Origin of the sequence: Corynebacterium stercoris (assembly GCF_024160105.1) — a bacterium.
Lineage (GTDB): Bacteria > Actinomycetota > Actinomycetes > Mycobacteriales > Mycobacteriaceae > Corynebacterium > Corynebacterium stercoris.
Genome location: NZ_JAMFTQ010000002.1, coordinates 37,410 through 51,215, shown reverse-complemented (window position 1 = coordinate 51,215; position 13,806 = coordinate 37,410). Strand labels below are relative to the sequence as shown.

General features: G+C 67.4%; 12 protein-coding genes. 10 read left to right on the top strand and 2 right to left on the bottom strand.

Features of this window, described 5'->3' with window-relative positions:
- The first annotated feature begins 5 nt into the window (after positions 1–5).
- Genes M5J20_RS02365 through M5J20_RS02340 form a run of 6 tightly spaced genes read left to right on the top strand, consistent with a single transcriptional unit; the run spans position 6 to position 6,225 of the window.
- A complete protein-coding gene (locus M5J20_RS02365) occupies positions 6–1,121 on the top strand; it encodes a M24 family metallopeptidase (RefSeq protein ID WP_253575986.1) in 1,116 nt (371 codons plus the stop codon).
- On the top strand, positions 1,118–1,858 hold the full coding sequence (locus M5J20_RS02360; RefSeq protein WP_253575984.1) for an SDR family oxidoreductase: 741 nt from the start codon (positions 1,118–1,120) through the stop codon (positions 1,856–1,858). The genes M5J20_RS02365 and M5J20_RS02360 overlap by 4 nt, the downstream gene beginning before the upstream one ends.
- 11 nt (positions 1,859–1,869) lie before the next feature.
- A complete protein-coding gene (locus M5J20_RS02355) occupies positions 1,870–3,072 on the top strand; it encodes a lipase family protein (protein WP_253575982.1) in 1,203 nt (400 codons plus the stop codon).
- A gap of 10 nt (positions 3,073–3,082) precedes the next feature.
- On the top strand, positions 3,083–3,613 hold the full coding sequence (locus M5J20_RS02350; protein WP_253575980.1) for an FxsA family protein: 531 nt from the start codon (positions 3,083–3,085) through the stop codon (positions 3,611–3,613).
- Positions 3,610–5,193, top strand: a complete 1,584-nt coding sequence (lnt, locus tag M5J20_RS02345; RefSeq protein WP_253575978.1) for an apolipoprotein N-acyltransferase — start codon at positions 3,610–3,612, stop codon at positions 5,191–5,193. Before M5J20_RS02350 ends, lnt begins: the two co-directional genes overlap by 4 nt.
- A 12-nt stretch (positions 5,194–5,205) precedes the next feature.
- Complete coding sequence (locus M5J20_RS02340) at positions 5,206–6,225, top strand: polyprenol monophosphomannose synthase (RefSeq protein ID WP_253575977.1); 1,020 nt, start codon at positions 5,206–5,208, stop codon at positions 6,223–6,225.
- A 37-nt stretch (positions 6,226–6,262) separates the two neighbouring features.
- Here the strand turns inward: M5J20_RS02340 and M5J20_RS02335 are convergent, their stop codons facing one another.
- Positions 6,263–6,643, bottom strand: coding sequence for an RNA polymerase-binding protein RbpA (locus M5J20_RS02335; protein ID WP_253575975.1), 381 nt, complete (start codon positions 6,641–6,643; stop codon positions 6,263–6,265).
- A gap of 148 nt (positions 6,644–6,791) precedes the next feature.
- On the opposite strand from M5J20_RS02335, the gene M5J20_RS02330 reads away from it, so the two are divergent.
- From M5J20_RS02330 to M5J20_RS02320, 3 genes are all read left to right on the top strand, one after another.
- On the top strand, positions 6,792–7,115 hold the full coding sequence (locus M5J20_RS02330; RefSeq protein WP_253575973.1) for a hypothetical protein: 324 nt from the start codon (positions 6,792–6,794) through the stop codon (positions 7,113–7,115).
- 4 nt (positions 7,116–7,119) lie between these two features.
- Positions 7,120–7,851, top strand: a complete 732-nt coding sequence (locus M5J20_RS02325) for a YceI family protein (RefSeq protein WP_253575971.1) — start codon at positions 7,120–7,122, stop codon at positions 7,849–7,851.
- A gap of 151 nt (positions 7,852–8,002) precedes the next feature.
- The gene (locus M5J20_RS02320; protein ID WP_253575969.1) at positions 8,003–10,927 is read left to right on the top strand and encodes an FAD-binding and (Fe-S)-binding domain-containing protein; all 2,925 of its coding nucleotides are present in this window, start codon (positions 8,003–8,005) and stop codon (positions 10,925–10,927) included.
- On the opposite strand, the gene M5J20_RS02315 is transcribed toward M5J20_RS02320, so the two are convergent.
- Entirely contained in the window at positions 10,924–12,231 is a 1,308-nt protein-coding gene (locus M5J20_RS02315; protein WP_253575967.1) for an SAM-dependent methyltransferase, read from the bottom strand. The genes M5J20_RS02320 and M5J20_RS02315 overlap by 4 nt on opposite strands.
- 140 nt (positions 12,232–12,371) lie before the next feature.
- On the opposite strand from M5J20_RS02315, the gene M5J20_RS02310 reads away from it, so the two are divergent.
- Positions 12,372–13,745: an NAD(P)/FAD-dependent oxidoreductase gene (locus tag M5J20_RS02310; RefSeq protein ID WP_253575965.1), complete on the top strand. Its 1,374-nt coding sequence runs from the start codon at positions 12,372–12,374 to the stop codon at positions 13,743–13,745.
- Positions 13,746–13,806 lie beyond the last annotated feature (61 nt).

Genomic DNA, 13,806 nt, shown 5'->3' with positions numbered 1-13,806 from the left:
GTCCCATGCCGTTTTTCAGTTCTGAGGCCTACGCCACCCGCCGCCAGGCGGTTTCCGAAGCTCTGGCCGGTACATACAGCGCTGGACTCATCGTCGGCACCGGCCCCGAGTTCACGTACCTGACCGGTTCCGCGATGGGCTCCCACGAGCGGCTCACCGCGCTGGTCTTCCGACCAGACGGGGCTGTGCTCGCCGTCGCACCGCTGACGGACATCGACACGCTGCGCGCTGAGGCCGAGCTCGCAGGCGTCGAGCTCGCCGGGTGGCGCGACGGGGAAAGCCCCTACGCGCTCGTCGCGGAGTTCCTCGGGGCGGACACTGCGTACACACCGGTCGACATCGCGCCGGGCCTGACCGCGGACCACATCTTCGCGCTGCAGGGCTACCTCAGCAAGACCCGCCTCGTTGCGCCTGAGATCGGCGCGTGCTTCACGTCGAAGGACGCGGTGGAGATCGCGGAGCTCACCAAGGCGGGTGCTGCGATCGACCGCGTCCACGCCCAGGTGCCGGCGCTGCTCACCCCCGGCCGCACCGAGGCCGAGATCGCCGCGGAGATCGCGGATCTCATCCTGGCCGAGCATGCGCGCGCGGAATTCATCATCGTGGGTTCCGGCCCGAACGGCGCCAACCCGCACCACGACTATTCCGACCGCGTGCTCGAGGCAGGCGACATCGTGGTCGTCGACATCGGCGGCCCCCTCGAATCCGGCTACAACTCCGACTGCACCCGCACCTACGTCGCAGGCGGCGACCCGAGCCAGGCCGATCCGGAGGCGCTCGAGGCTTACGCCGTGCTGAAGCGCGCCCAGGCAGCAGCCGTCGCCGCGGCGCGCCCGGGCATCACGGCGGGCGAGCTCGACGCGGTTGCCCGGGACATCCTCGCGGAGGCCGGCTACGGGGAGTACTTCACCCACCGTCTCGGCCACGGCATCGGACTCGCCGTGCACGAGGCACCCTTCATCATCGGCGGCAGAGATGTCGTGCTGCGCGAGGGCATGGCGTTTTCTATCGAGCCCGGCATCTACATCCCGGGACGCTTCGGCATGCGCATCGAGGACATTGTGGTGCTCACCGCCGAGGGGGCGATCGCGCTCAACACCCAGCCAAAGGACCTGCGATGAGCGAGGGCGCCATCCTGCTCCTCGGCGCGACCAGCGACATCGGCGGGGAGATCGCCGAGCGCATCTGCGCCGGCCGCCGCGTCGTCTGCGCGATGCGCGAACCGGAACGAGACGGCCGGGGAGCGAGCGTCGAAAAGCGTTTGCTCGCGGCAGGAGCGCAGCGCGTGACGACGCTCGATTTCGACGCTGCCGACCTCGAGTCCCACCGCCCGCTGGTTGAGCGAGCCATGGAGGAAGGCGAGGTGACGACGGCGATCGTGGCCTTCGGCATCTTGGGCGACCAAGAGCTCGCGGAGCGCGAGGAGCAGGAAGCGGTGCGCATTGGCACGGTGGATTACCTCGCCCAGATGAGCATGCTCACCGTGCTGGCCGACGTGATGCGGCGCGGCGAGATCTACGCGTTCAGCTCGATTGCCGGGTGGCGCGCCCGGCGGGCGAACTACGTTTACGGTTCGACGAAGGCGGGTCTGGACGCGTTCTGTCAGGGGCTTGCCGATCGCCTCCACGGCACCGACCTGCACCTGATCACGGCGCGCCCGGGGTTCGTCATCGGGTCCATGACCACAGGGATGAAGCCAGCGCCGCTGTCGGTGACTCCTGACGTGGTCGCGGACGCGGTCGTTGATGCCGCCGCGCGCGGCAAGAGCACCACGGTGTGGATTCCGCGCAGCCTCGCGGCGCTCGCGTTCGTGATGCGGCTCGTGCCGCGCCCGATCTGGCGGCACATGCCCCGCTAGGAGCAGGCGAAATGTGGACGGAAGCGGCTCGGACGAGCCTCGGTTTGGCGGCGGATCTGGTGCATCTGCGCCCCCGCACCGACCCCGATTTCGGCGCCGCCACCTGGTTGACCGGGGTGCGGCCGGGCGCGTTGCTCGCCGCCGCCGAAATCCGCCCTGTGGGCCTTTCGGGGCGGTGCAACCCCGCGGAGGCGTGGCGCATCGATTACGCCACCTCGGACAGGAAGAGCCGCATCCTGAGCGCCACCGGTGCCGTGTTCCGTTCGCGCACGCCGTGGCGCGGCAAGGGCCCGCAGCCGACGATCGCGTTCGCACCGTCGACCCAGGGTGTGGCCCCGCACTGCGACCCCTCCTACTCCTGCACCGTCGGCGCCCGGGTGCGGCGCAACCCCCTGGATGCGATTGCCGCGTACGAGCAGCCCGCCATCAACCTGCTTGTCGCCCACGGCGCGAACGTGGTGCTCACGGACTACCCGCGCGACCCGGAGGACAACGTCCAGCTGTACTGCGACCACGTGTCAGCCGCCCGCGCGCTGGCGGATGCGGTGCGGGCAGCTGAGGCACTCGGCGTAGGCGCTGAGAATCTCGGGTTATGGGGCTTTTCCCAGGGCGGCGGCGCGGTCGGGGCGTGGCTGGAGCAACCGGAGTACGCGCCGGAGCTGCAGCCGCTCGCGGCCATGGTGGGTGCCCCACCCGCGGATCTCACCGCGATGCTCGATCACGTCGACGGTGCCATGGCATCCATCGTGATCCTCTACGCCGTCGCCGGCATGATGGCCTCCGACCCGGCCATCGCGGCCGAAATCACCCCGCACTTGAGCCCCGAGGGCCTCGAAGCCGTGCTTTTCGACGCCCGCGTCTGTGCCGCCGGCGCCGTCGTCGTGCGCCCGTGGGCGAAAACGCGTCGCTGGACCACGTCCGGAATCAGCATGGCGCAGCTCATCGACGACCTGCCGAAAACCTCCGAGTTCCTCGCCGCCAACACCCTCGGTACCCGCCGCCCCTTGCGCATTCCGACTCGCCTGTGGGCCTCGCGTTACGACGATCTCGTGCCGCACGCAACCGTCGAAAAGCTCGCGCTCTCGTGGGGGCGTGAGCTGGAGACGAGGCGCCTGCCGCGGGTGCTGGGCCGCACCGGTACGAACCACTTCGGTCCGTACTTCCAGCACCTGGGGCGCGACGCGGAATGGTTGCTGCGGCAGCTCGGCAGGTAGTCTAAGCCGCATGCCGCTGCTCTTGTTCGCGTATTTCGCCCTCGAGGTGCTCGCCTTCATCGGCGTGGCCAAGTTGATCGGTGTCGGGTGGGCGCTGCTCGCCGTGCTCGGCCTCATGGTGCTCGGCGGGTTTCTGGCCAGCGTATCGCTGCGCGGCGCCCTGCTCTCCGCCGCTGAGGGCCGCTCAACGATCGGGAAACTCGCTGGCGACTCGGCGCTGCTCATGGTGGCGTGGGTGTTGTGCATGGTGCCCGGTTTTGTCACCTCGTTCGCGGGTCTGCTCATGATCTTCCCGCCGACGCGCGCCCTGATGCGCCGCAGCATCAGTGCCCAGGCGCAGCGCAGCATGGAGGAGTTCGGCATGCGCGCGTACGAGGCTTCGCCGATGTCCACCATGCGCACCAGCTACGGCACGTTCACCCCTGAGGGCCAGATGCGTGCCGACGCACACGAGGACCACGAGGTCATCGACGCTGACGAGCTAGAGCGCTGGTACCGCATGGACGGCCCGGGGGATACCCCGGAGGGCCGCCAGCCGTGATCGCGTTCCTGCGCTTCGGCCTCGCCGCCATCGGCGGCTGGCTGGTCTACTTCTCGTATGAGCCGATTGGCATCTCCCTCGCGGCGCCGCTCGGCATCGGGCTGTTCTACTTGGCCCTCATGCCGTGGTCGCGCCGCTTCACCGCCGCCACCGGCATGGCGGGGGAGGCGCAGGAGCAGCCCGGGGCGGGGTTCGGCGCCCTGTTGGGCTTCGTCCACGCCCTAGTGACCTACCTGTTCCTGCTGCCGTGGATCGGGGAGTTCGTCGGCGCAATGCCGTACGTAGCGCTCTCCATCTTCTTGGCGCTGTACGGCATCCTCACCGGTATCTTCGGTGTGCTGATTGCGCGCTGGCGCTACGGCTTCCTCGCCTTCCCCTTCGTCTACCTCGCGGTGGAGTTCGCGCGGTCTTCGTTCCCCTTCGGCGGGTTCGCCTGGGTGCGTTTGGCGTGGGGCCAGATCAACGGGCCGCTGGCCAATCTCGCCCCCTGGGGTGGGCCAGCGCTGGTGACACTGGCCGCCGTGTTCGCAGGCGTGGGTTTGGTCATGCCGTGGCTCACCCGCGATTGGCGGCAGCGCATCGCGATCGCCTGCTTCCTCGTCCCGCTGGTTGTCGGCTGGTTGGCCGGGTTCGGCGTGAACCGCGATGCCGCGACCGTGGACACCGTCCGCGCCGCTGCCGTGCAGGGCAACGTGCCGCGCATGGGGCTGGATTTCAACGCGCAGCGCCGCGCGGTGCTGGCGAACCACGTCAATGAAACCATCGCGCTAGGCCAGGAAGCCGCACAAGAAGGCCAGCCCCTGGACCTCGTCGTGTGGCCGGAGAACGCCTCCGACGTGAACCCGTTTATGGACGCCGAGGCGGCAGCCCTCATCGACTCTGCGGTCCAGGCCGTTAACGCCCCGACGATGGTGGGCACGCTCACCCGCGACGAGGTGGGCGACCGGAACACGCAGGTGGTGTTCGATCCCGTCACCGGCCCCGGCGATTACCACCACAAGCGCTACCTCCAGCCCTTCGGCGAGTACATGCCGATGCGCGATTTCTTCCGCAACTTCTCAGACCTGGTGGACCTCGCCGGCGACTTCAAGCCCGGCGACGGCCCGGGTGTCGTGCGGATGGGGGACGTGACGCTTGGCGTCGCAACCTGCTACGAGGTCGCGGAGGACCCGGCGTACCGCATGGCCGTGCGCAACGGCGCGCAGATCCTGGCGACGCCCACCAACAACGCCACGTTCGGCTTCACCGACATGACCTACCAGCAGTTGGCTATGAGCCGGATGCGCGCCATCGAGACTGACCGCGCCGTCATCGTCGCGGCCACCTCGGGCGTCTCCGCGATCGTGCACCCCGACGGCACCGTGTCGCAGCAGACGCAGATCTTCACCGCCGACCACCTCGTCGAGGAGCTCCCGCTTCGCGAGCGCGTCACGCCCGCCGTCCGCTTCGGCGGGGCGCTGGAGTGGGTGCTGGTTCTGGCTGGTCTCGCAGTGATGATCGGTGCAGCCGCGACCGCCCGGCGGGGGTATGCTGCTACAGGGTCGCGGGCTGTCCGTGCCCGCCATGAAACGCACGTATAAGGAGCACCCACTGTGTCGACCACCACGCTGGTGATCATCCCGACGTACAACGAGGTAGAGAACCTGCCGCTGATCGTCGACCGAGTCCTCAACGCGAACCCGGACGTCGACGTGCTTGTTGTCGACGACAATTCGCCGGACGGCACGGGGGAGAAGGCCGACGAGCTCGCGGCTGAGCACGAGCGCGTCAACGTACTGCACCGCACCGGCAAGGACGGCCTCCTCGCCGCCTACCGCGCTGGCTTCAAGTGGGGTCTGGAGCGCGAGTACGAGGTGCTCGTGCAGATGGATGCCGACGGCTCCCACGCGCCCGAGGAGCTTTCTCTGCTTCTCGACGAAATCTCCGCCGGCGCCGACCTCGTCATCGGCTCCCGCTACGTCGAGGGCGGCGAGGTCAAACACTGGCCGAAGAGCCGGTACGCGCTGTCCAAACTGGGCAACCGCTACATTTCGCTCATGCTCGGCGGGGATGTGAAGGACATGACCGCCGGCTACCGTGCGATCCGCCGCGAGGTGCTCGAGGAGCTCGACCTCGCCGCGCTGTCCAACAAGGGCTACATCTTCCAAGCGGAGCTCGCGCACCGCGCTATCGACGCCGGCTTCGATGTCCGCGAGGTGCCGGTGACTTTCGAGGACCGCAAGCTCGGCGATTCCAAGCTGGACCCGAGCTTTGCTTTGACCTCGCTCGGCGAAGTGACCAAGTGGGGTGTCACCGACGCCGCGAACAACGCCGCTGAGCTGGCTAAGGAAGTCACCGCGCTGGCGAAGTACGAGATCAGCCGCACCAACCTGCCGAACCTCGGCGACACTGTAAACTCAGCCGCCGAGACTGTGGGCAACACCGCCGTCGCCATGAAGGATCTCGCCGCGTACGAACTGAAGCGCACCAGCCTGTCTGAGATCCCAGGCAAGGTCAAGGCGCTCGCCGCCGACGCCGCAAACACCGCCGAGTCCATGGTCGGCCTCGCCCAGTACGAGCTGCGTCGCGCTGGACTGCTTTCCGACGGCGCAGAAAAGGCCGACAAGCGCTAAACACACGCCTGCCGGCCTAGGCAAGAAGCCGAAGCTCTTAGTTGTTCTCGGCCTCGGCTTGCTGCTCCTTGGCCATGCGCGCCGCAGTGCGGCGGCGCTTGCGCAGTTGATCGAGGCGCTCCTCGAGCAGCTCGTCGAGCTCTTCGATCGTGCGGCGCTCACGCAGCATGTCCCAGTGGGTCCGCGGCGGCTTCGCCGGCTTTGCCTCGACGCCCTCACCTTCCATGAGGGTGCCGACCTGGCCGTTCTTGCACATCCACTCTTCGGGGATCTCCGCGTCGTCCGCGAAGGGGACCTCGAACACCTCCCCGTTCGGGGTCTGGTACTTCGCCATCTGGCGCGGCGCCAAGTCGTGGTCGCGGTCCGTCTCGTAGCTCACTGCGCCCATGCGACTTCCGCGCAAAACACGATCAGCCATGCTGTCACTATCCCTTCGTCAAGCCTCTTCGTACCAAGAGTCGTCGATACAGTATAACGGCGCGCACCGCTGCATTGTTCCCGCGAGTCGGGTCGCAGGCGGTCCATGTATTAGAGTCGTACGGGTGGCGGGCGAATCATATTCACACATGCGACCCGCACCGGTCTGCCTCTGGTGCGGCCAGGAGCTTGAGGCTCAGCAGGGTAGGGGCCGCAAGCGCAAATATTGCGGCCAATCGTGCAAGCAGCGCGCGTATGAGCAGCGGCACAACCTCTCGGGAGCGGGCATCGCGGAAGGCTCCGTTATCCTGCGCCCGGAAAGGGTCGCTGAGCTGCGCGATGAGTTGTACGAATTGCGCTGCGCTGCGGAGGACGTTCGCACCGCGGCCATGGAGGGAGCGGATGCCGAGGAAATTCGTCACCTGTGTGACGAATTGACGGCGCTCGCGACCGAGATAGAGAAGTTGAGGTAAGAGCATGTCTACTGCGGAATCTGCACAACCGTCAGCACGGGGTGCGCGACCCAAGGGCCGCACCGCTCTGATTGTCGCCGTTTCCATCTTTATTGTGCTCGCGGTATTGCTGGCGATGGTGCCGCTGGCGCTGAACATGTTCGGCTCGGGTGTGAAGACGGAAGGCATCGATGAGTCCGCGCTGCGCGAGCCGACGACTGAGCTCGACGGCGAGTGGAGCGTGCACAAGCGCCCGGGGCCGAACAGCACGTCGGCAGGCTTCACGTTCAACGAGGTGCTGCCGGGTGAGCGCCGCACGACATCCGGGTCCACGCAAGGCGTCACGGGCGCGGTGACGATTGAGGCCGGGACGCTCACTGCGGGCGAGATCGTTGTCGACATGACGAATCTGACGACGGACAGCGACGTGCGCGACAACAACGTGCGCCGCAAGATCTTCCACACGGACAAGTTCCCGGAATCGACCTTCGTGATCACCGAGCCTGCCGATCTCTCCGGTCTGCCGGAGGGCGCGTCGGTTGGCAAGGTGACGCTCACCGGCGATCTGACGATCCACGGCGAGACCAACCGGATTTCCCACGAGTTCGATGTGGCCCGCTCGGGAGCACATCTGATTGTGGCCGGGGATGTGCCGATCAACCGCCTGGATTACGGCGTGGAGACGCCGGAGTTCGTCGCGGCGACGATCGCCGAGGAAGGCGAAATCAACATCCGCATCAACCTGGCCAAGAACTAGTCATATAACGTCACAGTACGTATATAAGGACAGGCACTGGGACCTGCGTCGGCGAGCTCCTAGTGGCCCTTTTGTCCGATAATGTACATTATGTCAAGTAACGGTGGCCTGACTCGCGCCCCCGTGAAACCCCCGCCGTACGATGTGCAGTATGGCGAAACTCCTTGCTCCCAACCCCCACCGCATTCCGAAACCCGCCTACGCGGAGACGAAGCCCGACGCCGTGAGCGCCAAGTTCGCCAACGGCTCGGATCGCGAGCTGCGCGATGCGTTGGCGGACATCGTCGGCGACGACAACGTCCAGTGGCGCGTGTCTGATCTCGTCCGCTTCGCGTCCGACGCATCCCCGTACCGCGACATCCCGTCGATTGTCGTCCAGCCGCGCAACGCCGAGGACCTCGCCGCGCTCATGCGCTTCGCTAAGAACGCCGGCCGCACGCTGACGTTCCGCTCCGCCGGCACCTCGCTCAACGGCCAGGCCATGACCGACGACATCCTCGTCGACGTGAAGACCAACTTCGCGGGCATGGAGGTCCTCGAAGACGGTGCGCGACTGCGCTGCCGCCCCGGTGTCGTGCTCGGCGACGCCCAGGCGGTGCTGCGCCGCCACGGCTACATGCTCGGTCCGGACCCGGGTTCCACTGCCTCCGCCTCCGTCGGCGGCGTGGTCTCCACCAACGCGGGCGGCATGCGCTGCAAGCTCGAACGCGATTCCTACCACACCATCGACCAGGCCGTGTTCGTGCTTACCGACGGCACCATTGTAGACACCCGCAAGGGCGACGACGCCTTCAAGCAACAGCGTCCTGACCTGCACGAACAGCTCATCGCACTGCGCGACCGCATCCGCGGCGACGAGGCGCTGGTTGAGCGCCTGCGCAAGAAGTTCTCCATCCGCAACACCAACGGCCTGCGCATCGACGCTTTCCTGGACGAAGACGAGCCGGTGCGCATCCTCATGCGGTTGCTGGTCGGTTCAGAGGGCATCCTCGGCGTGTTTACCGAGGTAGAGATGCGCACCATCGAGCTGCCGAAGAAAAAGGCCGTGACCTGGGTCGTCCTCCCCGACATTCGCGATGCCGCGAACTACGTGGCCAAGCTCGTCGAGGCCGGCGCCGAGGCCTGTGAGCTGCTGGTTTCCGACGTAATGAAGCGTTCCGTCGGAAACTTCAAGCAGGCCCCGGAAGAATGGGCCGACATCGACTCCCAGACCGCTGCCCTGCTGCTCGAAGTCGGCGGCGTAGATGAGGACGAGCTCAAGGAGGCCATCGAGAAGGCTGAGGAGGTGCTCCAAGACGCGGAGCTGCTCTCCCCCCTCAACTTCGAGACGGACGCCAAGGTGCAGGTCGGCATGTGGGAGCTGCGCAGCGGCCTCTTCGGCCTGATCGGTGAGAACCGCCGCCAGGGCACCGCACTGATCACCGAAGATGTCTGCTTCCCGCCCGCCGACATCGGCGAGGCAGCATCCGAGCTCATGGACCTGCTGAAGGAGTTCGGCTACCCGGACGCCGTCATGGGCCATGCGCCGTACGGCAACCTGCACTTCTTCCTCACCCCGAACCTTGCTAACGAGGACGAGCTGAGCCGCTATGCCGAGTTCCTCGACGCGCTGACCGAGCTCGTCGTGGACAAGTACGACGGCTCCATGAAGGCGGAGCACGGCACCGGCATCAACATGGCCCCCTTCGTTCCGCGCGAATGGGGCGAGGAGATCTTCGGGCTGTTCTGGGAGGTCAAGAACACCCTTGATCCGGACGGCATCCTCGCCCCAGACGTGAAGCTCACCCGCTCCACCGACATCCACCTTCAGCGCTTCAAGTCCTTCCCCAAGGTTGAGGCGGAGATCAACGCCTGCGTGGAGTGCGGCTTCTGCGAGCCGGTGTGCCCGTCGCGCCACGTGACCGTCACCCCGCGCCAGCGCATCGTGCTGCGCCGCGAGATGGCCCGCCAGCCGGAGGGCTCCGAGGTGCTGGACAAGCTGCGCGAGCAGTACCAGTACGACGCCATCGACATGTGCGCCGCCGACGGCACCTGCGCGATCCCCTGCCCCGTGGGCATCGACACCGGCAAGGCGATGAAGCAGCTGCGCGCCGCCCAGGCCACCCGCGCCGAACGCGCCACCGCGAAGCGCATCGCTGAGCACTACGACACCGTGGAAACGCTCGGCCGCACCGCGGTCGCCGGCGTGAATTTCATGGGCCCGGGTCTGGCTAACGCCGTAACCAAGATCGGCCGCACCCTGGTCTCCCCCGAGCGCCTCCCGTCCGTGCCGGGTCCGATGCCTCAGCGCGCCCCGGAGATGCCGGACACCCAGCGCGAGGGCGCCCGCGCCGTCTACTTCCCCGCCTGCGTCAACCGCATCTTCGGCCGCCCGGACAGCGTGCCGGCAGGCTCTTTGGATACGCCGCATGCTGTGGTCGAGCTCGGCCGGCGCAGCGGCGCGCCGGTGTGGATCCCTGAGAACGTGGACGGCGAGTGCTGCGGCATGCCCTTTTCCTCCAAGGGCTTCACCGAGGCGTACCGCGTCAAGGCGATTTCCCTGCTGGAACAGCTCTGGGAGTGGTCCGACGGCGGCGAGCTTCCCGTGATCGTCGACGCCGCATCCTGCAGCCACACCATCATCGACTCGATGCCGGAAACCCTCATCGGCGAGGAGCTGGAGCGCTTCGAGAAGATCCGAGTGCTCGACGTCGTCGAGTGGCTGGAGAAGGACGTGCTCGAGCACCTCGAGGTCACCGCCGATCTCGGCCGCATTGCGGTGCACCCGCCGTGCTCCGGCGAGCACCTCGGCACCACCGAGGCACTTTTCACGCTTGCCGACGCTTGCGGCGAGGCCGCTATCCCGGAGGGCGCAGCCTGCTGCGGCACCGCCGGCGACCGCGTCATGCTCCACCCGGAGCTGGTGGAATCCGCCACCCGCGAGGAGCGCGAAGGCCTCGAAGCCGGCAACTTCGACTGCTTCGTCTCCGCCAACCGCACCTGCGAGATGGGCCTGGAGATGGTTGCGGGCAAGCCCTTTGAGTCAATCGCGGCGCTTTTGGAGCGCGCGTCGCGACCGAAGATCACGCTGGTCTAGCGCCGCCCTCCCCGGCTCCGCGTGGTCGCCTCCACCTGTGCGAGGTCGAGCATGCCGAGCCGGGTCAGCGCCTCTCGCAACGCCAGCTGCCACGTCCAGAGGCGGCGGAAGACCGGGTCGAAGCCGTCGGCGGCCGCGTCGCGCAAGTGCGCGTCGAACGTCACCCGTTGCAGCTTCAGCGATTCGGCGAGGTGATCCGGCGCGCTCGTGTGGGCCACCACCCGAAGGCCGGTGTGGGTGTCGATGAGTTTGGCGATGCCCTCGAGCGTCGTCACGCTCAAGCCCGGCCAGACGTAGGCGCGCAGCGAGGCGAGCGCGGCCCGCCCAGCCCCGGACATCTCCCCGGTGGCCACGACGGTTTGCATTGCCACTCGCCCACCCGGTGCCAAGGCGCGATCGAGGGAGCGCAGGTACGCGGCCTGATCGCGCGGGGCCAGCGTCTCGAAATACTCTGCGCAGACGGCGGCGTGGTAGCCAGTGCCGCCGGCGCTGGCGAGCGGATCGCGCACGTCAACGCGAACGTGCTCGTGCACGCCGGCGAAGACCAGGTGCTCACGGAGTGCCCGCGCCGCGTCAGCATCCGCCGCAACGCAATCTACGGTGGCTCCCCGCTGCGCCGCCGCCGCGGTGATCGCCCCGCCCGCGGCGGGCGCTACCAGCACGTGGGTCGCCGCCCCTACGCCCGCGGCGTCGAGCAGCATGTCGGCGCTGCGAGCTTGCGCGTCGGCCAGGTCGAGGCGGGTCGTGTCCAGCGGCGCACCGTACTCAGTGGTGTCCACGTAGTGGCGCGCCGGCACGTTGCCCTTCCCCGCACCCGGCACGAAGCTCTTCACCATGCGGCGCTCTTTCGTTGGCACTCCGGTGGCGAAGTGCCCCTGGAAAGCGCTGACCCCGTCGCCGGAGAAATGCGCGACGAGCGCCGGCGGCACCTCGCCCCGGGCGCCGCTGCCCCCGGGCGGCAGCTTGGTGGTGCGCGGGGCGTACTTCGCGCCGATCAGCGCCTGGAGCACGCCGACGAGGCTTTCCGACGACTCCGTGCGCCACTCCCCTGCCAGGTACCCCTCGGCGAGTCCGATCCAGCCGCCGGCGGCAACGCGGGTGAACACTTCGGCGTGGTCGACAACGAGGTCGGGATCGCTGCCGTCGATACGCAAGCCCCCAGCCGCCGCGGCGCGCGCGAACCGCGACTCCGCAACCCGCGCCCGAGCGCTGCCGGCGGTCAACGCGGGGACGGCGGCGACACCCGGCCAGGTGCGTGCGTCAATAGCTGCGAGATGCTCAACCGAGGGCCCACGTGATGTCACCCGCCTCATGCTAGCGCCCCCGTCGCGGGCGGCGGGAGAGCCACGACGCAGCGACGGTGGTCCTCGCTGTGAAGGTTCGACGCGGGGGGCGTACGATAACGAAGGTATTTTCGCAACCCGTTTACAAGGAGATCTTGATCATGGCAGATAGGCCGTACCGTCCTGCTGGGAGCCGTCACCACGTCGTCATCATCGGTGCCGGTTTCGGCGGCCTCTACGCTGCGCGCGAGCTCGCGGACGCGGATGTGGACATTACGCTCATCGACCGCACGAACCACCACCTCTTCGCCCCGCTGCTGTACCAGGTGGCCACCGGCCTGCTCTCTTCCGGCGAGATCGCGGTGTCCATGCGCCAGCTCACCCGCGGCCAGGAGAACCTGCTTGTCGTGCGCGGCGATGTCCAGGACATTGACACCAACGCACAGGTTGTCACCGCGAAGGACGCGGGCGAGACCTTCGAGTACACCTACGACTCGCTGATCATCGCCGCAGGTGCGGGCCAGTCGTACTTCGGCAACGACCACTTCGCCGAGTTCGCGCCGGGTCTGAAGACGCTTGACGACGCATTCGAGATCCGCGCCCGCATCATGGACGCCTTCGAGCGCGCGGAGCTGACCGACGATCCGAAAGAGCGCGAGAAGCTCCTCACCTTCGCCATCGTGGGTGCCGGCCCGACCGGCGTGGAGCTCGCCGGCCAGATTGCGGAGCTGGCGCACCGCTCCTTCGACAAGGGCCAGTACAGCTTCAGCCCGGAGTCGACTCGCATCGTGCTGATCGACGGTCTCCCGCAGGTGCTCCCGCCCTTCGGCAAGCGCCTCGGCAAGGTCGCGCAGCGCCAGCTCGAGCGCGAGGGTGTGACCGTCGTGCTGAACTCCCTGGTGACCAACGTGGACGCGGATTCCGTGACCTTCAAGAACACCAAGACCGACGAGGAGACCACCATCGCCGCCGAGACCAAGATCTGGTCCGCTGGCGTGGAGGCTTCCCCGCTGGGCCGCATCGTTGCTGAGCAGGCAGGCGTTGAGGTTGAGCGCAGCGGCAAGGTGCCGGTCAACCCGGACTGCTCCGTGGGCGACAAGCGCAACGTCTTCATCATCGGCGACATGATGAGCCTGGACAAGCTCCCGGGTGTGGCCCAGGTGGCCATCCAGTCCGGCGAGCACGTTGCCAAGCTGATCAAGGAGCAGGTCGAGCACGATGTCGCTCCGGAGGACCGCGACGCGTTCTCCTACTTCGACAAGGGCTCCATGGCCATCATCTCCCGCTTCAACGCTGTGGTGAAGATGGGCAAGGTGGAGTTCACCGGCTTCATCGGCTGGCTCATGTGGCTGGTTGTGCACGTCCAGTTCCTGCAGGGCATGCGCAACCGCACCGTGTCCAGCTACACCTGGGCACTGAACGCGCTCAACCCGCGCCGCTACAACCTGGTGACCACCAACGGCCAGCTTGAACAGCGCATTCAGCGCACCGCTCTGGAGAAGCTGGAAACCGCGGAGGAAACCCGCGAAAGCTAACGCCGCAGGCGTAGTATCACTCACGTTCTTTTCTCCCCGAGAGCTCCGGGCACCCCACTGC